23 protein-coding genes and 1 other annotated feature are annotated in these 22,874 nt (G+C 44.2%); of the genes, 10 read left to right on the forward strand and 13 right to left on the reverse strand.

Features of this window, described 5'->3' with window-relative positions:
- Positions 1–17: 17 nt before the first annotated feature.
- From R50345_RS25005 to R50345_RS25030, 6 genes are all read right to left on the reverse strand, one after another.
- Positions 18–503 (reverse strand): DUF456 domain-containing protein, encoded by a 486-nt coding sequence (locus tag R50345_RS25005; protein WP_042130906.1) that lies wholly within the window; start codon positions 501–503, stop codon positions 18–20.
- 61 nt (positions 504–564) lie between these two features.
- Complete coding sequence (locus R50345_RS25010; RefSeq protein WP_042130907.1) at positions 565–1,332, reverse strand: Cof-type HAD-IIB family hydrolase; 768 nt, start codon at positions 1,330–1,332, stop codon at positions 565–567.
- Between the two features lie 77 nt (positions 1,333–1,409).
- Positions 1,410–3,515 carry a peptidoglycan D,D-transpeptidase FtsI family protein gene (locus R50345_RS25015; protein WP_052414731.1) on the reverse strand — a complete coding sequence of 702 codons (2,106 nt, stop codon included), beginning with the start codon at positions 3,513–3,515 and terminating at the stop codon, positions 1,410–1,412.
- A gap of 134 nt (positions 3,516–3,649) precedes the next feature.
- Complete coding sequence (locus R50345_RS25020) at positions 3,650–5,725, reverse strand: peptidoglycan D,D-transpeptidase FtsI family protein (protein WP_052414732.1); 2,076 nt, start codon at positions 5,723–5,725, stop codon at positions 3,650–3,652.
- Between the two features lie 266 nt (positions 5,726–5,991).
- A complete protein-coding gene (locus R50345_RS25025) occupies positions 5,992–7,137 on the reverse strand; it encodes a transglutaminase domain-containing protein (RefSeq protein ID WP_042130908.1) in 1,146 nt (381 codons plus the stop codon).
- A gap of 62 nt (positions 7,138–7,199) precedes the next feature.
- Positions 7,200–7,637 (reverse strand): hypothetical protein, encoded by a 438-nt coding sequence (locus R50345_RS25030; protein ID WP_042130909.1) that lies wholly within the window; start codon positions 7,635–7,637, stop codon positions 7,200–7,202.
- Positions 7,638–7,907: 270 nt separating this feature from the next.
- On the opposite strand from R50345_RS25030, the gene R50345_RS25035 reads away from it, so the two are divergent.
- Together R50345_RS25035 and R50345_RS25040 are read left to right on the forward strand one after the other, a co-directional pair.
- Positions 7,908–9,092, forward strand: coding sequence for an MFS transporter (locus R50345_RS25035; protein WP_042130910.1), 1,185 nt, complete (start codon positions 7,908–7,910; stop codon positions 9,090–9,092).
- Positions 9,093–9,224: 132 nt separating this feature from the next.
- On the forward strand, positions 9,225–9,572 hold the full coding sequence (locus R50345_RS25040) for a DNA primase (protein WP_042130911.1): 348 nt from the start codon (positions 9,225–9,227) through the stop codon (positions 9,570–9,572).
- Positions 9,573–9,755: 183 nt separating this feature from the next.
- On the opposite strand, the gene R50345_RS25045 is transcribed toward R50345_RS25040, so the two are convergent.
- Both R50345_RS25045 and cyoE read right to left on the reverse strand, forming a co-directional pair.
- A complete protein-coding gene (locus R50345_RS25045; RefSeq protein ID WP_231573923.1) occupies positions 9,756–10,379 on the reverse strand; it encodes an SCO family protein in 624 nt (207 codons plus the stop codon).
- Positions 10,380–10,396: 17 nt separating this feature from the next.
- Positions 10,397–11,329 (reverse strand): heme o synthase, encoded by a 933-nt coding sequence (gene cyoE / locus R50345_RS25050; protein ID WP_042130912.1) that lies wholly within the window; start codon positions 11,327–11,329, stop codon positions 10,397–10,399.
- A 241-nt stretch (positions 11,330–11,570) separates the two neighbouring features.
- Between cyoE and R50345_RS25055 the strand changes: the two genes are divergently transcribed.
- Positions 11,571–12,572, forward strand: coding sequence for a metal-dependent hydrolase (locus tag R50345_RS25055; RefSeq protein ID WP_042130913.1), 1,002 nt, complete (start codon positions 11,571–11,573; stop codon positions 12,570–12,572).
- Between the two features lie 108 nt (positions 12,573–12,680).
- On the forward strand, positions 12,681–12,869 hold the full coding sequence (locus R50345_RS25060; RefSeq protein WP_042130914.1) for a hypothetical protein: 189 nt from the start codon (positions 12,681–12,683) through the stop codon (positions 12,867–12,869).
- A gap of 1 nt (position 12,870) precedes the next feature.
- On the opposite strand, the gene trpS is transcribed toward R50345_RS25060, so the two are convergent.
- Complete coding sequence (gene trpS / locus R50345_RS25065) at positions 12,871–13,857, reverse strand: tryptophan--tRNA ligase (protein WP_042130915.1); 987 nt, start codon at positions 13,855–13,857, stop codon at positions 12,871–12,873.
- 61 nt (positions 13,858–13,918) lie between these two features.
- Positions 13,919–14,158, reverse strand: a binding site (T-box leader).
- 134 nt (positions 14,159–14,292) lie between these two features.
- Here trpS and R50345_RS25070 point away from each other — a divergent pair.
- Positions 14,293–15,267 carry an aldose 1-epimerase gene (locus tag R50345_RS25070; protein ID WP_042130916.1) on the forward strand — a complete coding sequence of 325 codons (975 nt, stop codon included), beginning with the start codon at positions 14,293–14,295 and terminating at the stop codon, positions 15,265–15,267.
- A 207-nt stretch (positions 15,268–15,474) separates the two neighbouring features.
- The gene (locus tag R50345_RS25075; protein WP_042130917.1) at positions 15,475–15,705 is read left to right on the forward strand and encodes an alpha/beta-type small acid-soluble spore protein; all 231 of its coding nucleotides are present in this window, start codon (positions 15,475–15,477) and stop codon (positions 15,703–15,705) included.
- 247 nt (positions 15,706–15,952) lie between these two features.
- Here R50345_RS25075 and R50345_RS25080 read toward each other — a convergent pair whose 3' ends face one another.
- Positions 15,953–16,363 carry a hypothetical protein gene (locus R50345_RS25080; protein ID WP_042130918.1) on the reverse strand — a complete coding sequence of 137 codons (411 nt, stop codon included), beginning with the start codon at positions 16,361–16,363 and terminating at the stop codon, positions 15,953–15,955.
- A 364-nt stretch (positions 16,364–16,727) separates the two neighbouring features.
- Positions 16,728–18,527, reverse strand: a complete 1,800-nt coding sequence (locus tag R50345_RS25085) for a M3 family oligoendopeptidase (protein WP_042130919.1) — start codon at positions 18,525–18,527, stop codon at positions 16,728–16,730.
- Positions 18,528–18,645: 118 nt separating this feature from the next.
- Here R50345_RS25085 and R50345_RS25090 point away from each other — a divergent pair, with 118 nt between their 5' ends.
- Together R50345_RS25090 and R50345_RS25095 are read left to right on the forward strand one after the other, a co-directional pair.
- Positions 18,646–18,837 (forward strand): YycC family protein, encoded by a 192-nt coding sequence (locus R50345_RS25090; RefSeq protein ID WP_042130920.1) that lies wholly within the window; start codon positions 18,646–18,648, stop codon positions 18,835–18,837.
- Positions 18,834–19,064: a hypothetical protein gene (locus R50345_RS25095; protein WP_042130921.1), complete on the forward strand. Its 231-nt coding sequence runs from the start codon at positions 18,834–18,836 to the stop codon at positions 19,062–19,064. Before R50345_RS25090 ends, R50345_RS25095 begins: the two co-directional genes overlap by 4 nt.
- 91 nt (positions 19,065–19,155) lie before the next feature.
- Here R50345_RS25095 and R50345_RS25100 read toward each other — a convergent pair whose 3' ends face one another.
- Positions 19,156–19,866: a DUF2225 domain-containing protein gene (locus R50345_RS25100; protein ID WP_042130922.1), complete on the reverse strand. Its 711-nt coding sequence runs from the start codon at positions 19,864–19,866 to the stop codon at positions 19,156–19,158.
- Positions 19,867–19,902: 36 nt separating this feature from the next.
- A complete protein-coding gene (locus R50345_RS25105; RefSeq protein WP_042130923.1) occupies positions 19,903–20,286 on the reverse strand; it encodes a globin domain-containing protein in 384 nt (127 codons plus the stop codon).
- A gap of 412 nt (positions 20,287–20,698) precedes the next feature.
- On the opposite strand from R50345_RS25105, the gene ylbJ reads away from it, so the two are divergent.
- Both ylbJ and R50345_RS25115 read left to right on the forward strand, forming a co-directional pair.
- Positions 20,699–21,961, forward strand: a complete 1,263-nt coding sequence (ylbJ, locus tag R50345_RS25110) for a sporulation integral membrane protein YlbJ (protein WP_042130924.1) — start codon at positions 20,699–20,701, stop codon at positions 21,959–21,961.
- A 76-nt stretch (positions 21,962–22,037) separates the two neighbouring features.
- Positions 22,038–22,841, forward strand: a complete 804-nt coding sequence (locus R50345_RS25115; protein WP_042130925.1) for an NAD kinase — start codon at positions 22,038–22,040, stop codon at positions 22,839–22,841.
- Positions 22,842–22,874 lie beyond the last annotated feature (33 nt).

The following is a 22,874-nucleotide window of genomic DNA, read 5'->3' on the forward strand; positions in this document are numbered from 1 at the left end:
CTTCTTCACTGTTAAAATTAAAACCGGACGACCCAAATAAAAAAGAGGACGACCATAATAATTTGTAGCACAATTTTGACAACAGTACTACTAAACAACCCAAGTATTGATCCTACACTTACTTTGGCAGCTTTAGCTGGTGAAGAACCCACGATCAATTCTCCTATAAAGGCACCCAAAAACGGACCAATAATAAGTCCAAAGGCTGGAATTACAAATGGACCAAGGATTAGCCCAATCGTACTTCCGATAATGGATGAACGTGAGCCGCCAAATTTCTTAACGCCCCACGCCCCTACAACATAATCAGCAATAAATAGTACTACAACGATCAGCGTTTGAATGATCCAGAACCAAACACCAAAAGGCTCGAAAGAGAAGAACCAGCCATATACGAAAAAGCCAAGATAAATCGCTAGTGCACCTGGCAATATCGGATACACAGCCCCGGCCAGTCCTACGGCGAATAAAGCAATAATAAGAATCCAACCCAGGATCGTCAATACTTAACCCCCTAATAGCAAATATGCTCTATGGATTCACTTCGAATATAGCAATTCTTTATTATTGGCTGCCTAAAGAGGTTACCACTTCATTAAAAATATACTTTTGGACAACTTCAGCGATACCATCATTATTATTAGAAGCCACCACAGCGTCAGCCTCTTCTTTAACCGTCTCCTGAGCGTTGCCCATAGCGACCCCAAGCCCTGCCTGCTGAATCGCCGCAAGGTCGTTGAGGCTATCGCCAACTGCTATAACTTGGGACATTTCTAGCCCGAGCAGCTTACAGACTTCCTTGATTCCGGTCGCCTTATTCACACCTAGAGGATTAATCTCTAGATTATGCGGGGAGGAGTTCGTAATCTCCAGTCCACCCATATCTTGAAGGCGAAGCAGCAGCTTATGACGAAGCTCATCATCTTCGGTGTGATAACCGAATTTAAGCCATTCTCTGCCCGTTACATCCCCATCCCAGTTATCCTGTTTATGAACCTTTTCCGTAGAATAGGCCCAGAACCAAATGTCATCTTCCTTCGCAAGTTCATACATCTGTTTTACTAGCATAGGGTCCATCAGCGACCGGCGATAAATTTCGTGCGGCGCTCGCCACACCTCACTGCCATTCACAGTAATCATTGGTGTTCCTAGTCCAAGCTGCTCTGCATATGGAAATGCACTTGTAAAAGCCCGGCCTGTCGACAGACAGACATGAACGCCTGCGTCGACCGCCTTTTGAAGCCATTCCACCGTTGTAGGTGTAATAATTTGTTCATCATTCAGTAAGGTTCCATCCATATCCAAAGCAAGCAGGCGGTATTTGGCAGTCATTGCCACCCCTCCATTCTTGTATGCTCTCTAAAGAGCAGCTGTTTATTTTTTATTCCATATTCACCTTAGGGTCAGAGTTATTCGGTACCTGTAGCCGTTCCCTCCTTCGCAGGGTCATTGACATTATTACCTGACTGAAGGCTCTTCTTCGGAACACCATCAAGCCCGTATTCCCAATCATAAGCATCGAAAATTTTGCGTGCTACAGGCGCAGCACTTTGGGAACCAAAGCCACCCTCAGGAATGACTACGGCCACTGCCAGCTTAGGGTTATTACGTGGAGCATAAGCAATAAATACACCATTATCGCGAATTTGACCCTTAGCCACTTGCTGTGATGTTCCTGTCTTACGAGCAAAATCATAAGGGAAATCAGAAAAAGCACTAACTTCGCTTCGCATACCCTGTTGTATTTCTTTCCAATAGGATTTATCGAAGGCTGTTACTTCATCCAGTACCTCACGACCGAACTCCTTGACTACTTTTCCATCAGCATCTGTAATCTTGCTAACGAGTTGAGGTTTGATCCGCTGTCCTTCGTTAGCAAGTGTAGCTACGTATTGCGCAAGCTGCAACACTGTATAACTACCTTGTTGACCGAAAGAAGCATATACAAGTGCCGCTTGTGCACTACCCGCAGCCTCTATATTGGTATAGTTAATCTGTCCTAAGAATTCATTTGGCAGACCACTTCCCGTGGATACACCAAGACCAAACTCTTTCATATACTTATCCCAGACATCTATCCCCTTACTCTTATACTTCTCATATAATCTTTTACCGACCATATCAACCATGAACGCATTCGAGGACTTCTCAATCGCTCTTGCAGGGTCCATAGAACCGTAGACATGTCCTCCAGAGTTTCTTACCTTGGTTTCATGACCTGTTTTACCAAAAGTCGCAAAGCCTTTATCTGAGTAGTAGGTTGAAGGTGTAAATAGACCTTCATTCAGACCCACGAGTACACTTAACGGTTTAATAGTTGAACCTAGAAGCAGCACTGATCTTAGTCCATTCCCTGAAGTTCCTGAAGAAATCGGGTTAATGGTACCGTTCTGGTAGTTGTCCATAATACTGTTCCAGACATCTGTAGATAAGGAGCCTGATGTCCAAATATTCGTATCGTAGTCCGGCATACTCGCCATACTGACGATATTTCCCGTATCGACTTCCATCGCCACAGCGTAACCCGTTAATGCATTAGGATGCGTTTTACCCTGTACAGGATTGGAATGCAGCCACTTAATCTGATCCATAATGGCCTGCTCTGTCTTCATCTGGATATTCTTATTAATCGTTGTCCAAACGTCGTTACCTTTCACAGGAGGGACAACTCGTTCGACTTTCTCAGCCATATTCTGTGGATTTACAGAAATTTCTTGATACCCATTTTGTCCCCGAAGCTCTCTCTGATACTGTAGCTCCAGACCGTCAAATCCGACAAATTCATCATCTTTGTACGTTAGTCCTGGCTCTGGATTGTTCTTCATAGCATTTAAGATATTCTTATAAATATTAAGGCTGTTTGCTGATTTAAAAGGCTTGATATACCCTATCGTCTGTACGGCAACCGTATCTTTATCGTAATGACGAATGCTTTCCTCGACAATTTCAAGACCCGGATATTCACCCTTATGTTCCATGAAATAGGCTACTTCCTGAGTAGTCAGATCAGCCTTAATCCGCCGTGCCATAAAGCCGAGTGATTTGCGGAAATATAAATCCAGCGCTTCAATAACATCTTCTTCTGTCATCTTTTCAGCATTTGGATCGCCATATTTATTGAAATCAGCTACCAGCTTCGCCGCCAATGCATCTGACTTGGCTTTAGCTTCCGGGGTCAACGTAGTTTTACCGGTAATTTTATCTGTTTGTTTCGCGGTATACTCCTTATTGAGTGTAATATACAGCGATTGTACCGGCGTAGAGTACGCTAACTTCTCACCTTCAGCAGCATAAATTACACCTCTCATGGATGCAAGAGGTACATTTTTGGTATCTCTGCTTGTCTCCACTTCGGTTAAAGTCGGGCCTTCCACGAACTGCAACACAGCCAGGCGTATAATAATTACGCAAAATATAACGAACGTGCTAAAGAAAAACACGTTGAGTCGCAGGCCTATGGAACTTTTACTGCTGGTCTCATCTGGAGGTGAGGCCTGCTTACGGAAAAAACTCACAGTATATTTCTCTCCTTTTTCTCTAAAATATAAGAAACTATAAGTTTCACGTTATACATTATCCTTATATTTTTCGCATAAACGCTTACCGTCCTTTAGGGACGCCGAAGGCGTTTTTATTTGAAATAAGCCTGTTATTCTTGAATGGGTTCTGTCACAGGAGTTACATTCTTTTTTGGCACACCATCGAGCCCGTACTCCCAATCGTAGGCGTCAAAAATCTTTCGAGCCACCGGAGCAGCGCTGTTGGAGCCAAAGCCGCCTTCAGGTATAACAACCGCTACGGCCAGCTTCGGATTTTCTCGCGGGGCAAAGGCAATAAACACCCCATTATCGCGGTTTATATTTTTTCTGTCTGTTTTTTCAGAGGTACCTGTCTTACGTGCAAAATCATAAGGAAAATCATCAAAGGCACTAACTTTACTACTCATCCCCTGTTTGATCTCTTTCCAGTAGGATTTGTTAAACGTTACCTTATTAAGCACTTCTCTTTGAAATTCCTTAACCACCTTACCTTGCGCATCCGTAATCTTACTAACGAGCTGAGGCTTAATACGCACCCCTTCATTAGCAAGGGTAGCTGCATACTGGGCAAGCTGTAGTGTAGTATAGCTGCCTTGTTGGCCAAAAGAAGCATAGATCAGAGCAGCCTGCGAACTGCCTGCGGCCTTAAGATCAGTGTAGTTAATCTGGCCCGGTGATTCACCTGGGAGTCCACTTTTCGTAGATACACCCAATCCGAACTCTTTCATATATTCGTCCCAAACCTCAATGCCTTTATCCCCCGGATATTTCTTGTAAAGCTGTTTGCCCACCATATCGACCATAAATACGTTAGAGGAATCTGTAATCGCCTTTGCTGGACGTAGTGAACCATATACGTGACCCGATGAATTTCTTACGGAAGATTTATTATCCTTACCGAAATAGGTAATGCCCACATCTGTGTAAGTTGTTGATGTATTAAAAAAACCTTCGTTCAAACCAATTAACACACTTAATGGCTTAATCGTAGATCCCATAAACACAAGTGAACTAAAATCATGACCTGATCTACCAGACGAATTTGAAGTAATTGTACCGTTTAGATGGTTATTCATGATTTTATTCCAAACAGTAGTTGGTAAGGAATCTTTGGTCCACACATTCGAATCGTAATCCGGCATGCTTGCCATAGCGACGATATTTCCAGTCTCCACTTCCATTGCTACGGCGTATCCTGTTAAAGCATCCGGATGTGTCTCACCTTGAACAGCATTGGCATGTAGCCATTTGATCTGATCCAATATAGCTTGTTCTGTCTTCATCTGGATCTTCTTATTAATGGTCATCCAAATATTATTACCTTTTACAGGAGCAACGTTCTGTTCAACCTTCTCAGCCATATTCTGAGGGGTTATCGAAATGACCTGATAACCATTTTCTCCTCGCAGCTCTCGTTGATACTGCATTTCCAGACCGTCAAATCCCACGTATTCTTCTGCTTTATACATAAGGCCAGGCGAAGCATCTTTTTTCATAGCACTACGAATATTCTTGTATAGCGCTATATCTTCAGTCGATTTGAAAGGCTTCCCAAAGCCGACCGTTTGAACCGCCACCGTGTCTTTATCGTAATGACGAAGACTTTCCTCCACGATGCTAAGTCCCGGATAATCGTCCTTATGCTCCATGAAATAGGCTATTTCTTTTGGAACTAATCCAGTCTTAATTCGCCGCGGTACATACCCTAAATATTTCTTGAAATCTAAATCTAATAAATCCAAGATATCTTTCTGAGTAAGCTTAGGTGCATTGGGATCTCCATATTTAGCAAAATCAGCCGCAAGTCTTGCCGCAAGCGCATTAGACTTGTTCTTCGCCTTCTCCGTAAATGAGGATTCCCCTGTTACTTTATCTGTTGTTCTAGCTGTGTAATCCTTAGTTAATGTAAGGTAAAGTGATTCCGTAGGTGTTGAAAAGGCAATCTGCTCTCCTTCGGCAGCAAAAATAATCCCACGCAACGCTGCGAGCGGAACAATTTTCGTTTCCCGATTCGTTTCTTCTTCAGACAACAGTGCTCCCTCAGTAAATTGCAAACCTGCAAGACGAACAATAATAATGCAAAAAACAAAAAAAGTGCCAAAGAAAAAAATATTCAGTCTCAGACCTACAGAATTTCTTGAAGATATCCCGTCCTTAGGCGGGGGCAGCTTACCAAACAAGCTCACCAGCTTTCTCCCCTTCTACAAGCATAAACGCCTTCTTCATCTTTATAAGGATGGTAAGTGTTTAAGCGAGAAATATAAGACATAAAGTATAGCGTAAACCTTATACTTTCTTATATTTAATGTCTGACACACCGTTACCTGCGACATTGCTCTCATGATGAAGGTGATTTCTAAGCTGCTTATTGTAAGCATAACACTCGCATTTAAGGTAGAGCTGTTGTAACTTGAGTTTATTGTACCACACCCAAGGAGTTCAGCGCCCTCACTCAGAGGGCGTTCTCCCTTATATGAGTTTCATCAAAGTCCTTCGGATTGAACCAATCTCCACTGCTCGCCCAAGTCGGATCCAATGGGATCCACGCTTGCCGATCACTTATATATACTTCATTCCAAGCATGTGCACCATAACCGCCACGTCCGTCATACCCTTGGCCTGTTACAACCCGTACTTGTAAGCCCTGTGAACGGGCCATCACTGCGTACAATCGGGCATAGTCTATACACACCCCTTGCCGAGTGTCGAATGTATCCTGTGGTGTCTGTTCATGCCAGACCTTGTTTTGCAAATAATTATCAGCTTTGGCATAATCGTAAGTTACACGCGAACCTACCCAATCATAGAGAAGTCTGGCTTTTTTTTCTTCGCCCTGCGCTTGTCCAGCAATGTCTTCTGCTGCTCCTATAATATCCTGAGGAATTTCGTGATCAATAACCTCATATTTTCTGCGAAGAATATCATTCATCTCAGCTGCAACGGTCTTCGTCAGGATAGGGAGCTTCTTCTGCACGGTCTCCCCAACAATAGGTTCAAATACAGCGGCAGCACTTTGACTATAGATTGGAGATGACTCCACATAATGACTAAACCCACTCTCTGGATTTAATCCGACACAGATAAAAAGAGCAAGAACAATTACCAGACTACGAGTTAAGCCGATAATTAATCCAACAATTGCTCCTCCCATTCGGCTTACTTGCGTAATCTTTCTATCTTTAAATTTCTTAGTACGCCGTAATTGCGGAAAAGGAAGCAACATGGATAACAATCCCAGGAGCATACGAATCAACATATAAGAAATCAGGAGTAACAGCAGAAACCGAACTAGCGGGGATTCCGATAGCACAGACACCGCCGTATAATAAATTTGCTGCAACTGGGTAAGCTTCGTATCAGGCAAACTAATCCCCGACGCCCAATTCTCTACATAAGGATTCAGGTAAGCCGCAGCTGGGATAGCTAGTACCAAAGATACTATAGTAAATAATCCTGTTCCCAGCAGTCCAAATAATCTTCCGGTGGCACTTGAGAAGCCTCTGCTCCAGCCTTGCAATAGTGAGAAGACTACAACCAGCAGGAGGGCGATGGAGATGATATTAGCATCACTCACACTAGCCATCCATCCGTTTATCATATCCGCTCACTCCTTTCAGTCGCCTGCTTGCTCGGCTGTTATATTTTTTGAGTTCAAGCCTATCACTTATGTTTTTGGGCTTCCTCGATAAATGTTTTTGTCGTATCTGTAACACTCCACTTCCCAAGACTAACGCCACGGAAAGTAACCTCTACTTTATCTTCACCCGCTGCGCCCTTCACTTCAATATTTGGGGTTGTGATCGTAAATGTCCCATCTCCATTTGAAGTATACTTCGCATCCTGCGCTTCTTTAAGCATAACCTCTTGCGCTTCCTTCTTTAGCGTACTTACTGTTCCATCCGCCACCTTATTCACAGCGTTACCAATTTGGTCCATTGTAACACCACTATAGATGAATAAACCTACAACGATAACAATGACAATCGCCCATTTCAGAACGGTTTTGACCAAATTAACAACCGCAAACAGCAGGACAAGCGCAATAACAATAACTAGCCAATTTTCCCTTATAAACTGTGACCATACCTCTGGATCCATCAACCTCACAACACCCCTATCACCTAATTTCGTCCTAAGGATTCTCACTTCCCATAGACATAACGCCAATATTAATTATTATACATGAATGCCCATCATAATTCATGGTTCCACCCTCCGCGAAAGGTATACCCTACTAAACGATTTAAAAAAGCGGTATAAGCCCTCTCTGTCCCACGTAAAGTACAAGTAGTGCTTTAATTTTGTTCTTCATTATTAAGCCGTCCTGCGTTAACTTGTGCTGTAGGTGGCTCTTGGAGGTGTTTCCCTGTGAAAACTGCGCTGTGGCTATACTTATTTCTCTTTCTGGCTTTCTTCGATTTACATGCTCAGTATCCTGTCCTTACACCCTTTGCCATCTCTCTTGGTGCGGGACCCACCTTTATTGGCTGGATGATGGGCATGTACTCATTGACCCACCTTCCCGGCAATCTACTTGCAGGCGTACTCGTCGATCGCAACGGTTCCCGCCGCTACATCGTCTTCAGCCTTGTCGCTGCGGGAGCTATTTTACTGCTGCAGGCTCATGTGCAGCTTCCATGGCATCTGCTAATGCTAAGAGCAGCGAGTGGATTCGTCCTCGCCTTCCTCTCTCCAGCATGTATGACACTGCTGGCTTCATTGTCATCGGATGCCACAGAGCAAGGTAAATATATGTCCGGACATGGTATCGTTCATACTTTAGCTTCAGTTGTATCCCCTGCAGCGGGAGCTTTTATTGTAGCAAAAGCCGGCTACTCTGGCACCTTCACCACACTTGGATGGCTGCTTATCGCAACAGGAGTCATGGCTTTTTTCAGTGTACCTGCGCCTTCAAGACGTACATTAAGCCCGCTAAGCACAGCGCAGTCACCAAAAATCCCTGCTAAACCTTCTATTCCGGCGAAAGATGATGATCTCGTATCCAAACGTTATTACCTGTTACCTTTTTTCGTTTCCTGTTCACAAGGCGTGCTCTTTTTCGAGCTCCCACTGTCTCAAACAGGCAGTAACAGCATTCTTTCCACAGGCATCCTACTGTCACTCCTTAGTTTAGGTGCTTTGGTAACGCTCAGCATGCTCTTCCTGAACCGTCTTTCTCCGGGAGGAAGAATTGCAGCGGCATTATTGGGAATGGCCATCTGCTTCTTTGCACTCGCTTCATTCCACACCATTCCGACTGCCGCTATTCTCTTTATGCTTGGTGCGGCTAAAGGAGTGTTGTTCCCTGCAATGGCATCACTTTTTATTAGTCTAGGCGGCCCTGGTCGAATGGGTCGGACCTTCTCCTTGCAGTCGATTGCCATGTCACTTGGTGCATTCGCTGGACCCGTAGCCGCCGGACAGCTAAGGGGATTCGTTTCACCTTACTTCATAGCCTTTCTACTGCTCATGGTCGCGTTGCTTCTGCTTCCGCCTAACAATACAGGGAAACTATCTGACCTCACTTCCAAATGGAACGGGCGAGCCGCATGATTCTTTGTTTTTACGACATTTCCCGGGGAATGAAGACTTTCCTGCAGAAACGGTTGTTAAAAATGACGATCCTTCGGTAAACTATAATGAGTCTGAAGCTTGGGGCCCATTTCCGGAGGTGATTTTCAGTTAATGTCCATTACGATTATTGTCGAAGGCAAAAACGATCGTAGCAGATTACGGCGTGTGCTGGTACCGGAAGTAGAAATCCTATGTACCTTTGGCACATTAAATACACTTAAATTAGAGTCCCTTCGGCAACAAGTAGGGGATGGAGAAGTGTACCTTTATCTGGATAACGACTCTTCTGGCAAAAAAATACGCAGTGTTCTCCGTGATGCTTTCCCCGATGCCGGTCACATCTATACTCGTCGCGGATATGCTGGGGTGGAGGGTACGCCCGATGAATACAATATCACTCAGCTTGAGAAAGCTGGATTGGAAGATTTCATCATCTATCCTGAACCCCTTCCTTTTTAAGCTGAAACAAGCATAAACGCTTATCGTCCTTATAAGGACGATAAGCGTTTATACGAGAAATATTAAGGATTCTATATAGCGTGAAACTTATATTTTCTTATATTTCATTAAAAAAACGCCTTCTTCGTTATCCCTTCCAAAAAGGGGGATTCGAAAAAGGCGTCTTTGGTGTATCGGTATGTTCTATTCCCGAGCCAATTCCTTCAGCTGAGCCGCAAGAAATTCAGGAGTTACGGTCTCCGTATCACCTGCGTCATACAATGCACGAAGACGATTGTCTCGGTCAACTAACGCTATACGGTTGGCATGTACGAAATTTTCTTTGGAATTCCCCGCGATTAGTACTTTAAAAGAATCAGTCGCCAGCTTACGAACTTCTTCCTGATCTCCCCGCAAGAAATACCATCCATCATAATTCGCCTGAAAACGGTCCGCAAACGTCTTAATAGCTTCCCGAGTATCATTCTTCGGATCAAAAGAGATAGAGACAAACTCCGTATCTTTACCAAAGCTGCCATCCTCAACCAAAATCTTCTGTGTCTGAGATAACAAAAACGTAGTTATAGGACATACATCCGGACACTGAGTAAAAAAGAAGTATACCAACCGTGCTTTACCTTGTGTATCAGCCAGAGTAATCTGGTCTCCATTCACATTTTCAAGAGAAAAGTCCTGTACTTCTCCGATTACTGGCAGTTTTTCTTTTCCTAAATTCAAAGAGTTAACTGCCAGATAACCAGCCATAATCAAAGCAAGTAATAGCAGAAGCCAAGTCCATTTATAACGCTTAAAGGTCTGCACGGACACGTATACCCTCCCTCTTCTTAACCGTGAATCGTATTTAATACAAGTACGATCAAACTAACTGTCAGGTAGTTAATGGAGAAGAGGAAGTTCTTCTTCGCCCAGACTTCATCATCTTTAGCCTTAAAGCCCATCAAGGTCAATACTAACCAAGCCAAGGACAACGCTGTTGAAATGATTAGATAAAATATGCCTGCGTAATCGTAGGCGTACATTAACACTGGAATAGGCAGCAAAAGGGCTACATAAGGAATCATCTGAAATTTCGTACGCCGCGTTCCTTTAACTACAGGTAGCAATGGAAATCCTGCCGCTCTATATTCTTCTTTACGTCTTATACCCAAAGCCCAGAAGTGAGGAGGCTGCCATAAAAACAACATGGCAAAAATCAGCCAAGCACCTAGATCAACGCTTCCTGAAACCGCGACATAACCAATTACCGGAGGCATCGCTCCAGAAATTGCACCTACTGAGGTGCTCCATGTTGATGTCCGCTTCAACCAAAGCGTGTATACTACAACGTAAACGAACATGCCAACAATTCCAAACAGACCGGCAAGCATACCCGAAAAAGCAAACAGTACGATCAAACCTGCAATACCAAGCCCAATGGCGTATAATAATACAATGTTTGGTTTCAGTCGTCCTGTAGGAAGCCCCCTTTCACGGGTTCTTTCCATCTTCATGTCCAGGTCACGGTCGAAATAGTTATTAAAAACACAGGCCGAAGCCATAACCAGCATTGTTCCTAGCAGAGTTAGAACTAACCTGCCGTAATTAACATCCCAACCTGAGGCAAGCCAATATCCCGCAAAGGCCGCAATGAGGTTAGATCGGATAATACCGGGTTTTGTTACGGTAATGAAATCACGCCAGCCAGCACCTTCCGGTGGAGATTTTGCAGACATAGCTGCTGAGTCGGAAGAAGCTTGAAATGTTATATGATTGTCCACACCTAATGATCCTCCTTCTAAACGAACATCTAACGTTCTAGCCGAAGCATTTAAAACTTCGCTGTTAACTTTATCATAACAAACCCGTGAAGACTTTGACAGTCATGGGGCAGTAAGTTCATGAATTCGACAATTACGTGACAATAATTATTTTATATTTATTGCAATCCCCTTAATAACCTGAGCTGTATTTGGGTAATTATTAATAGAGAACTTCCGAACAACAAAGGAGAACTGACCAATGGATACTGCTACACATTTAGTTATGGGCCTAGGCTTAGCTGGGCTTTCCTTCGTTGATCCCATCGTTGCTTCTGATCCGAAACTGGCCGGAGCTGTTATGCTGGCAACGGTTCTCGCCTCTCAGGCTCCTGATGCTGATACTGCGCTGCGACTGAAGGACAATGCATTGTATATTCGTAACCACCGAGGAATCACACATTCCCTACCCTTTCTAATTCTATGGCCCGCCCTGATTTCCTTCGTGTTAGGGCCCTTATTCGGCTTTACTGATTTACAAGCCCTAAGCCATATTGCGCTATGGAGCTTCATTGGTGTAGGTGTTCACGTATTTTCTGATCTATTTAATACCTATGGAACTCAGGCTGCTCGTCCATTCACGGAGAAATGGATTGCCTGGAACATCATCCATATTTTTGATCCGTTTATATTTGGTAGCCATATCGCTGCCATCCTTCTCTGGATCACCGGTATCGTTCCACCGCAACCTTTATTTATTACGCTTTATGCCTGTACTATTCTTTATTATATTTGGAGAACCGTCGTTCACGCTCGCCTTACGCGTAATATCAAGCTTAAGGATTTACATCATAATGTCGGCGAACGTTATATTGTAATCCCTACAATTTCACTAAAGCGCTGGAACGTAGTAAAAGTAAAACAAGATGGCAGCTATAATGTTGGGCAGTTAGTGAATAACCGTCTGGAATGGTTCAAACATGCTGTTTGCTCGAATCATCCCGCTGTAGAGATATCCAAGTCGCACCCTGATATTCAGTCTTTTCTATACTTCACCTCTTATGCAGTAGCCGAAGTGGAGGAACTTCCTTCAGGATATATGGTGCGCTGGGGGGACGTGCGTTATTTACACCGCAAACAATACCCATTTGTGGCTGTATTAGTGATGGACAATCAATATCGACCTTTAAATACGTATGTAGGTTGGCTTAGCAGCGAGAAGCTCGACAAACGATTTTCCATTGATCCCGGTTCTTTACGATGAAACTGTAGACTTACGCAGAGATCTATTCTATAATCACAAAAAATCCCGGAGTATGGTTATCATACTCCGGGATTCATTTTAGTAGACATAGAAAGGAAGGCTCTCCTAATGGGTAAAGGACTTTCACTTTGGTTCGCTTGTTCTTCTATTCTTATTCTTACAGCCGCTTCAATCGCGATCAGTTATAGCTTTTGGTTGGCACTTCTGCTCGGGTTTCTCTGTGTTATGAATATTGGCTGGGGATTTATCCTCAAAGCCAAGATCAGACGCAAACAGGAAAGCCTAAGCGCTGATTAGATTAACGAGCTGGCAGAAATCCCATCCGCTCTTTAACTCCATTCAGCGTCTCTGTTGCAACAATACGTGCGCGACCAGCTCCTTCAGCAAGAATATCTGTGATCGCACCCGAGCTACGAATTTCATTATATCTTTGTTGTAAAGGCTCAAGCGTGGATACAACCACTTCAGCAAGATCCTTCTTAAAGCCGCCATACATTTGTCCTTCATAACGATCGGCAATTTGCTGAAGTGTCATTCCAGAACACTCAGAATAAATACTCATCAAATTACTGATTTCTGGCTTATTAGCCGGATCAAAGATCACTTCACGTCCAGAATCAGTCGTTGCACGGCTGATTTTTTTACGAATTACGTCCGCTGAATCTAACAGAGCAATATAGCTTCCAGCGTTTGGATTGCTCTTGCTCATTTTTTTGGTGCCATCATCTAGAGACATAATACGTGCGCCAACCTCTGGGATGTATGGCTCAGGAATGGTAAAGAATTCGCCAAAACGATTATTGAAGCGCCCAGCTAAATCACGAGTCAACTCCAAATGCTGCTTCTGATCTTCTCCTACCGGCACAAGATCCGCATTATAAACTAGAATATCTGCTGCCATCAGGGAAGGATAGACGAAAAGACCAGCGCCGACAGAATCCTTACCTGATGATTTATCTTTAAACTGGGTCATACGCTCCAGCTCGCCCATCGCTGTAAGTGTCGTCATAATCCAGCCTAGTTCAGCGTGCTGCGGCACATGCGACTGCATATAAACATTAGAACGTGCAGGATCAATTCCTGCTGCAATAAATAGAGCCGCTACAGACTCTGATTGCTCACGTAGCGCCGCTGGATCTTGAGCTACAGTGATCGCATGCATATCGACAACCATAAAGAAACATTGATGATCATCTTGCAGCTTCACAAAATTTTTCAGTGCTCCTATATAGTTCCCCAGTGTAAGTGAACCGCTCGGCTGAATGCCTGACATTACTTTTTTCATAATAGAGACCTCCGTTTGATGTAATTTCTAAGTTTCCGAGAACGCAAAAAAAGCCTCATCCGCAAGGGACGTGAGACCGTGGTGCCACCCTTATTCGCTGCTTAATCTTGTTAGGACAAGAAGAAAACAGCCTTCGTCTTCCGTTAACGGAGAAGATCCGGCCGGTCTACTAGGGCATCTAGCTCCCGTTCAAGCTCGGCGCTCAGGGGTCCATTCATCAGGAGTGTCCTACCGGTTCGCATCAACCACCGGCTTTCTGAAGGTACAATACCTGCCTACTTATCCCCGTCATCACATTATCATCATGAATTAATGCCTTCATCATAGAACCATAAAGAGAAGTTGTCAAATCACTTAACCACTACGGTATAAATCTGTTATGATAAGGTTATCCATGTTCTATTCGATTACAGTTACGATAAAGGAGCATATCTCATGAAACAGGTGACCAAAGGGCAGTGGGGCGGTTATGATACTTATATTTTGCACAGCCGTGAACTGGAAGTCACGCTTTTGCCGCGACTAGGAAATAACGTGATTTCATTGTTTGATGTAAAGAATCAACGGGAAATTCTACGGCGGCCTGATGAAAGCGATCAAGCTTTCTTTATGCAAAAACCTTACCATTTTGGCATGCCGCTATTAATTCCACCCGGAAGAATTCGTAAGGGCCAATTTCAGTTCGACGGTACAAGTTATCAATTTGACCAGAATACCGCTAATGACAATCATATTCATGGTCTACACCGAACTCAGGCCTGGTGTGTCAGCGATATTGAAGAAGATGAGGATGGTTGCGCGGTCACTACTGAATTCCGAACGGAAGATGATCCACATTGGATGGAACAATTCCCTATCCCACTTAAATTCGAAATGACATTTAGGCTTCAGGAAGCCCGATTTACCCAAACTTTAAAGGTTACAAATCTCGGAGATCATCGAATTCCTTTTGGGATCGGTTATCACACCTGGTTTATGATTGATGGAGAACCTGAGCGCTGGAATCTTAAACTCCCAGTAAATAGTATTTATGAACTGAACGATGAATTGCTCCCTAGCGGCAATCTAATTCCACTTGGTGATCTGGAAGCCTTGAACACCGGAATGAACATGCAGGGAACTAATTTTGATACTGCTCTTCGCATTGGAGAAAAACAGCCTGTAGAAGCCCTATTATTACGCGATGATGGTTATGGCCTCCGTTATACCGCTGACGAGAATCTATTCCGTCACTGGGTGCTATATACCAAAGGACCAGCAGATCAATTTCTGTGCATTGAACCCTATACATGGCTCGCAAATGCACCGAATGTATCCGATGACGCTTCCTTCACAGGCCTCTTAACGATAGAACCCGGACAGAGTCAGAATCTGACCACCTTGCTGGAAATGATTTATCCTGAGATTTAAAGCAGATATACATTATATCGGTCTTGCCTTGCGATTACGTAAGGAAAGACCGATTTTTTTGTATGATACCTAGCAACAAAGAATTTCTATCCTATCCTCACTTTTATTTCACTAATAATTACCAGCCTTAAAACCTTTCGAAGGGATGCATGAATTAACCTCTTAGCGCTCATACTATCTTCACAACGGGCGAAGGAGGTGACACACATGGGTCAAGCAGGTCAAGGTCGTAGCAGCCGTTCCAATAACCTGGTCGTTCCTCAAGCAACTGCGGCATTGCAACAGTTGAAATATGAAGCAGCACAGGAGCTTGGAGTAACGATCCCAGCTGACGGTTATTACGGGAACTACACTTCTCGCGAAACTGGTTCTCTGGGCGGTTACATCACTAAACGTCTAGTACAACTGGCAGAACAACAACTGTCCGGTCGTCAGTAACAACGTTATCTTAAGTGTTTTATCCGGCTAGGGCATATTAAAAAAGCCTAAAACCGAGTAGCTTTTGAGCCCTCTCACACTTCTTTCTGAAGCTGTGGGAGGGTTTTTGATTTTCACAAGAAAAAACGGTCTTACCGTCCTTTTAGTGTCGGTTTCCATTTTTTGCGAGAAGGAGAAGGATAATTTATTACGCAAGCATATAAATTCTTATTTTTAATATGAACTATAAAGTTTATGTAAATAACGCTTAACCAAAAAATTGTTCGGAACTTTCAGCGTAGGCATTACGAGGAGAACGAATCATCAAGTTGGCCATATTGTAATTGGACTCCAGCGTAGCATCTACAATCACCATACCCTGTCTAATGGCAAATTCATAAGAAATCTCACCATGTGTCCAACGACGCTTGTACTTCAGGCTTTCCAGCGCCATTAGTCGAAAAGAAGATTGCTGTCCATCTGTCATCCCTTCTTTCACATCAGTGAACCCCCCACTCCGCCCAGAAAGAGGATTATGCCGTATACCGAATTTGCCAATCATGTTATTTCGTATTTGCACAAATACCGTACCAGAAGTTAATCCTGATAATTCTTCCTGAAGCTCCTTAAATACCATGTCCATCTGTCTTGCTAATGATAGCTGTTCTGTCTTAAGCATACTTTTCCTCCTAAAAGTTTTGTGAGACTTTGTTTCATCCGAATTCACTTCGTATAAAACTGTTTTTGTAAGCGTTTACTCTGTTTTGTGAGCTAGCTGAGTGATTTTTCTAGTTTCGCCTTATATAAGGCTTAAGACTCATTATAGGTTACTAATAAAAGGTAAACAACATTATTCGGCAAAATTGGGTTATTATCCCTATAGATGCGCGAAATCCATAGAATTATTGTATATTAGTTTTTATAAACCGTGTTTTTTCGACATTTTGCCCTTAAAAAAAGCCCCTGCATCAGGGGCTTTTGCGTATTCATACTGAAATTCTGTTGTTTTTTCTACCGTAAAATATGTCTTAGTTTAGACTTTTTCAAACTAAGTGCTCCGTCATTTCCAAGAACTCATTAATGTCAGCTACAATCAGATCTGTAGCACCTTGCCAGAAGTCCGGCTTCGTCAGATCCACACCCAGATGCTTAAGTACCAGATTCTCTAAAGTCATCACACCAGTATCTTGCAGCAAGCTATCGTATTTATCCGCAAAGGAAGCTCCTTCTTGCAGGGCCAGTCGATACAAGCCTGTGCTGAACATGTAACCTACGGTGTAAGGGAAGTTGTAGAATGGCACATCCGTGATATAAAAATGCAGTTTAGAAGCCCAGAAATGAGGATGGTATTCTGAAAGCACCCCACAGAAAGCTTCCTTCTGTGCTTCCACCATCAATTCAGACAGCTCTTCAGCATTTACAAGGCCTTCCTTACGTTTCTCATAAAAACGAGTCTCGAACAAGAACCGAGCGTGAATGTTCATAAAGAAAGCAACGCTGTTCTGAATCTTCGTTTCAAGCAGCGCCAGCTTCTCTTCAGCATTGCTAGCGGCTTTAACCTGAGCGTCAGACACAATGACCTCTGCGAAGGTTGAAGCAGTCTCTGCAACGTTCATAGCGTAGTTCTGATTAAATACAGGTTGATCATCCAGCAAATAAGAATGATAAGCATGCCCCAGCTCATGCGCCAAGGTTGAAACATTGGAGGTTGTGCCGCTATAGGTCATGAATATCCGTGATTTCTTGCTCTCAGGGAAGGATGTACAGAATCCTCCAGGACGTTTCCCCGGACGATCCTCAACCTCGATCCAGTTATTATCAAAAGCACGCTCTGCAAACTCGGCCATCTTCGGACTAAATTTGCGGAACTGGGTAACGATATCTTTAGCAGCCTGATCATATGGGATTTTACCTGAAGATTTGCCCACAGGTGCTTCGACATCTACCCACGAGAGAGCATCCAGCCCAAGCAGCTTTGCTTTACGCTGAAGATAGCCCACGAGTGCAGGCTTGCTATTCGTAATCACGTCCCACATCGCATTCAAAGTATCTTGTGACATACGATTGATGCTCAGCGGATCTTTCAGAATATCTTCCCAACCTCTTCCTTTATAAAGCTTCAGACGGAAGCCTGCTAAGTGATTCAAGGTATCCGCACAGTTATCTGCTGCTTCGGTCCATGCTTCTTCCCATTTGCGGAACATGGATTGACGTACTTTCGGATCAGGATCATCTAGCTTGTTAAAAGCTTGACCTGCGGAGAGTAGCTTGGTTCCTTCTTCATCCTCAAACGGGATTTTAATCGAGCTTACAATCGTATCATAGTGCCCGCTCCATCCATGATATCCGTCAACAGCTAGTTCCAGCGCTAAGCTTTCCAGCTCTGGGCTCATCTTTTCACGGGCCAAATCACGGCTCTCGCTCAGCACGAACGTTAAAGGAGCAATCTCCGGACGAGCCATCCATTCTGCCCATACCTTGTCCGTAGTCTGACGAAGCACATTACTGAATTGTGAACTGATGCCTTCGAATCCAGCACGCATGCTTGTCACTCGGGCCGCCAGTCTTACTGCACCCTTGTCCAGTTGATTCTGAGCGCCCAGACAGTCTGCGAAGGAAGATACCTCCACTAGTCTTCCTGAACAGCTCTGTAGCAGTTCTATAACCTCGTCCAGCGCCTTGGTAGACTCAACATCCGTTGGAGCTACAGCATTCTTCACCAGACCCTGTAAAGCTGCAATATCTTGCTCAAGATTCTTTAAAAAGCTTTCTAACTCAGAAGACGACGATCCTCCAGGAAATATGGAATCAAGTTCCCAAGTCAGTGATAATGGTTGTTTCATCTGTACTCACCATTCCTTTGCTCTCATTTGGTTTTCTTTGTAATTGACTTAACACCATGGTAAAGTGAATAACGATACCGGAACATTCATAGCCGATAAACTTTAGGAGGGCATCCATATGAAGCCACTACAAATTTCACCGGAAACAGCCATTACGTTATCCAAGCAACTAGGCGTTCCACTGGAACACTTGATGCATATGCCCCAACATATTTTGCTACAAAAAATAGCTGAGCTATCCAAAAAGCAGAATTCACCGCAAGCTGAGGATGGAAATGAAGAGTCTCCTTCCGGGAAGGATTCACAATGATTCCCTTTAGTCATACCTGGCCTTATGACATTATTTTAGGCGATATGTATGTGCAGTACTGCCCTTTTTGCAACTCGGAGAATGTCCTTCTTCCTATGAAGCCAAAAGAATTGCAAATCGTTCGTGACGGCAAGAAAAAACTGCTTGTCTTCCCATGTTGCAGCGCCAGCCCCACAGTTGTAGATAACGACGGAGATTACCTCCTATTCGATCGGGCAGTTCGATAAATAAAAGGTCATCTGAATCCCAATATTAACATTTTTATAAAGCGCAGACGAGAGCATTACTCTCTTCTGCGCTTTTTGTTGTTCGTAAACTTTAAGAACCTGAAGGCAATCCATCGGCATCAACATCTACGGCTTCACCGCGCATTTGTTCTCTTAGCACAACCCACTGCTCTCTGGCAGCCCGAATCATCGCAGCATCCATAATCTTCTGATCATTAATCAGACGGGAGAACCACATTACAGCCACAGAGAACTCTCCGATGCGCCGATTAAGCTCACCAATCAGATACATGAGCCGGGCATCATTACCGCCTATTCCATCTTTTTCGTACACCTTCACATATTCATCTAATGAATAACGCAAAAAGCGTTGTTCTTGCTCTGTATTCCCTTGATATCGATACAACCAAGCAATGTGATGCAGTAGACTTGCAATAATCCGATCCTTATCGTTAACGCTTTGAGCGCATAGAAGTGCAAGTTTATAGGTCTCAAGTGCAGCTTCCCAGCTTCGTTTATCCCCAAAGTCACGGCTCTTCCAGCGTTTTCCTACCTGTTCATTAAATGCCTTTCGCTGCAACTCCGTCAGCTTGTCCGCTGAATTTTCTGTAGAGGCAAACCCGCAACTCGGGCAGACGCGTACAACATAATAATCCGGATTCTCGTTTTTGTAATAGGCACAAAAATCAGCATCGCGGCGAATAGCCTTTTTCAGACTAGGGCGTACGCGAGAGGTTGAGAATTCATGTTCACAATTGCAACATTTGACCTTAATAGAATATAGGGGTATTAAGTCTGGCAAGTACTCTCATTCCTTTCAGGATCAACCTGTCCCTTATTATTCCTGGGGCATGTTAACAAAATGATGTGCGGGACCCGCAAGGCGACTAAGCACGAAGGAACGCAGCGGCTCTTCTACACCAGTCTCCACAAGCGCCTCTTTCATGCACTGCAGCCATTCTTCAGCACGTTCTGGAGTAATGGGAATATGCATATGCCTTGCTCTCATCATGGGATGTCCATGTAATTCTGAATACAGTGGGCCACCGCCAAAAAACTGTGTTAGGAATTGATACTGCTTCTCCAGAACAGGAGAAATGTCTTCGGGAAATAACGGACCCAGCTGCGGATGAAGCTGTACTTTGGCGTAGAACACTTCCACCAAACGATGTAATGCCTCAGCTCCCCCTAAGTTCTCATATATACTCTCATTTGGATTCATCGAGGTTACCAGCTTTCTTCCATATTAATGAAACGTTTCTTAATTTATTATACCAAAAAAAAGCACTGCCCGGATATCCGTCGAAAGTGCCCCTAAACAGCAGAAAAAAGACGCTAAACTTTAGTTTAGCGTCTGGAGATTATTGTCAGTAGGTCCGAAATTCCTCATCACCTGCAGGGACGAGAGAGACCCGGATCACATATACAAAAGCACAAACGAGAACTCCGGCTACAACGCTCATCGCCATCACTCCATCCCATTTATTCTTGTAACAGAGGGTGCATTCCTTATTTACATAATATCATAACTCAAGCGAAAAAGCACAGATTTATGTAACCGCTTCCTTTATTTTTTTTGTGCTGTTTGTCCTTCTTTTCGCATACATCTAACCATAGATCAGGAGGCGTTAATTATGACTTTAAAAAAGATTGGCGGCCCACTGCTGGGATTAACATTGGCGGGCTGTATGCTGCTAATGCTGTTTCATCCGGAGGCGTCCCTTGGCGCAGCCTTACGTGGCTTGGCCATTTGGTGGGATGTGTTATTCCCCTCCCTATTTCCATTCTTCGTCATTTCCGAAATCATGCTGGGCTTAGGGATTGTTCATCTCTTTGGCGCTTTGCTTGATCCGTTGATGCGTCCTCTTTTTGGTATACCAGGTAGCGGTGGGTTTGTCGCTGCAATGGGATATGTATCAGGATATCCTGTTGGCGCTAAATTAACCGCTAAGCTGCGGGAACAGAATCTGATTAGCAGAGTTGAAGGGGAAAGATTAGTCGCTTTCACAACCTCATCCGATCCAATCTTTCTGTTGGGTGCAGTGTCCGTCGGATTTTTTCGAGATGCATCATTGGGGCTCATCCTAGCTCTCGCCCACTACGGGAGCGGTTTGATTGTTGGCTTGCTAATGTCGTTCCATGGACGCAAAGAACAGAGATCCCCATCTCAAGACCCATCCACAACTAGTTCTGCCGCCCCCTCTGCTCCATCCAAAAAAGGTTTTGGAAGAATCCATGCAGCACTACTTGCCATGGAGGAAGCTCGGCGCAAAGATGGGCGAAGCTTCGGGGAGCTATTAAGAGGTGCCATCCAGTCCTCACTAAAGCTTATTATTGTCGTAGGTGGTTTGGTTGTATTCTTCAATGTACTAATGGAACTGCTTGCCCGCGCAGGAATTCTATCCTCACTCTTTAGCTTGACCGGACATCTTATTTCCCTTGTGGGTGGTCCCCCCGAACTGGCCCAGGCTCTGATCAGCGGATTCTTCGAAGTTACTATCGGTGCCCGTTCTGCGGGTGAAGCTGCTTCTTCCATCCCGCTTCAGTTCAAGGTTGCCGCAGCTGCTTTCATCCTCTCTTGGGGCGGTTTATCTGTACATGCCCAGGTAGCCAGTATCCTGAATGGCACCGGAATTCGGTATCTGCCATTTATGACTGCACGTCTAATTCACGCCTTCCTCGCATCAGGACTCGTATTGCTGCTCTGGAACCCTGTGATGGACACAGGGCTGTCTACTGCATGGGTATCATTGCCTGCCTCTATTGCCTTTACACCTTCTGCCACGGGGATCACTGCAAGCCTCGCTCTGCTGAGCCTTTTATTAAGTGCTGCGATTTTAGTCTCCCTGCTTCTCCCAGCTTTCACTGCAATGATTCGTTGGATACGGCGAAGTTGATTAACATATTGTGTTCCGGGTCAAGATTGATTATGATCGGTGTATGACTGAAATATACAAAAGGAGCCTGTACATCTTGAGATATTATGTTCTGGACCGCGGTGATGAACTATCAATCAAACTTGCCGAGCAGTTTCACAAGCTGGCGGCGGAGCGGGACCTGCAACTGGATGCCGAGTCTCCCGAAATCGTCATCTCTATTGGCGGAGACGGCACAATGCTGCACGCTTTTCATACTTTTATCGATCAAGTTCCCAATTTAGCCTTCGTAGGTGTCCACACAGGGCACTTAGGCTTCTATGCGGACTGGCAAGCGGAAGAGCTGCCCACCTTAATCGACTATATGTGCGGAACCGAGGATTCTGAGCCACAGAAACCCCGAATCGTAAAATATCCGTTACTTGAGCTGGAAATTCACAAGAAATCCGGTTCTTCGTCCCACATAGCCCTAAATGAATTTACCCTTAAAGGGGTGGATGGAACTATAATGATTCAAGTTGACATCAATGATGTCACCTTCGAAATGTTCCGAGGTGATGGACTATGTATTTCAACTCCCTCTGGTAGCACGGCCTATAACAAAAGCCTTGGGGGAGCCATGGTTCACCCATCTATAGAGGCGCTGCAGATTGCCGAAATCGCCTCCATTAACAACCGTGTATTCCGAACAATGGGATCGCCATTGCTTCTGCCGAAGCATCATCATTGCGATATTCTTTCATGTAAAGATCAGCGTTTACTACTGACGATAGATCATAACAATATCCCGGTAGACGACCTGATTTCAGTACGCTGCCAAGTATCGGACAAGAAAGTCAGTTTCGCCAGGTACCGTCCTTTCCCATTCTGGAACCGTGTCCGTGAAGCCTTTTTGGTTTAAGAATTTAACATTTTTTTGTGGCTGGAGATATCC

The organism is Paenibacillus sp. FSL R5-0345 (genome assembly GCF_000758585.1).
GTDB lineage: Bacteria > Bacillota > Bacilli > Paenibacillales > Paenibacillaceae > Paenibacillus_AQ.

What these genes read in the sequence shown, in the direction of transcription:
- R50345_RS25010 (WP_042130907.1), bottom strand. Translation starts at nt 1,332, where the DNA reads ATGACTGCCAAATACCGCCTGCTTGCTTTGGATATGGATGGAACCTTA.
- R50345_RS25025 (WP_042130908.1), bottom strand. Translation starts at nt 7,137, where the DNA reads ATGATAAACGGATGGATGGCTAGTGTGAGTGATGCTAATATCATCTCC.
- R50345_RS25030 (WP_042130909.1), bottom strand. Translation starts at nt 7,637, where the DNA reads ATGGATCCAGAGGTATGGTCACAGTTTATAAGGGAAAATTGGCTAGTT.
- R50345_RS25040 (WP_042130911.1), top strand. Translation starts at nt 9,225, where the DNA reads ATGTCCATTACGATTATTGTCGAAGGCAAAAACGATCGTAGCAGATTA.
- R50345_RS25055 (WP_042130913.1), top strand. Translation starts at nt 11,571, where the DNA reads ATGGATACTGCTACACATTTAGTTATGGGCCTAGGCTTAGCTGGGCTT.
- R50345_RS25060 (WP_042130914.1), top strand. Translation starts at nt 12,681, where the DNA reads ATGGGTAAAGGACTTTCACTTTGGTTCGCTTGTTCTTCTATTCTTATT.
- trpS (WP_042130915.1), bottom strand. Translation starts at nt 13,857, where the DNA reads ATGAAAAAAGTAATGTCAGGCATTCAGCCGAGCGGTTCACTTACACTG.
- R50345_RS25070 (WP_042130916.1), top strand. Translation starts at nt 14,293, where the DNA reads ATGAAACAGGTGACCAAAGGGCAGTGGGGCGGTTATGATACTTATATT.
- R50345_RS25075 (WP_042130917.1), top strand. Translation starts at nt 15,475, where the DNA reads ATGGGTCAAGCAGGTCAAGGTCGTAGCAGCCGTTCCAATAACCTGGTC.
- R50345_RS25080 (WP_042130918.1), bottom strand. Translation starts at nt 16,363, where the DNA reads ATGCTTAAGACAGAACAGCTATCATTAGCAAGACAGATGGACATGGTA.
- R50345_RS25085 (WP_042130919.1), bottom strand. Translation starts at nt 18,527, where the DNA reads ATGAAACAACCATTATCACTGACTTGGGAACTTGATTCCATATTTCCT.
- R50345_RS25090 (WP_042130920.1), top strand. Translation starts at nt 18,646, where the DNA reads ATGAAGCCACTACAAATTTCACCGGAAACAGCCATTACGTTATCCAAG.
- R50345_RS25095 (WP_042130921.1), top strand. Translation starts at nt 18,834, where the DNA reads ATGATTCCCTTTAGTCATACCTGGCCTTATGACATTATTTTAGGCGAT.
- R50345_RS25105 (WP_042130923.1), bottom strand. Translation starts at nt 20,286, where the DNA reads ATGAATCCAAATGAGAGTATATATGAGAACTTAGGGGGAGCTGAGGCA.
- ylbJ (WP_042130924.1), top strand. Translation starts at nt 20,699, where the DNA reads ATGACTTTAAAAAAGATTGGCGGCCCACTGCTGGGATTAACATTGGCG.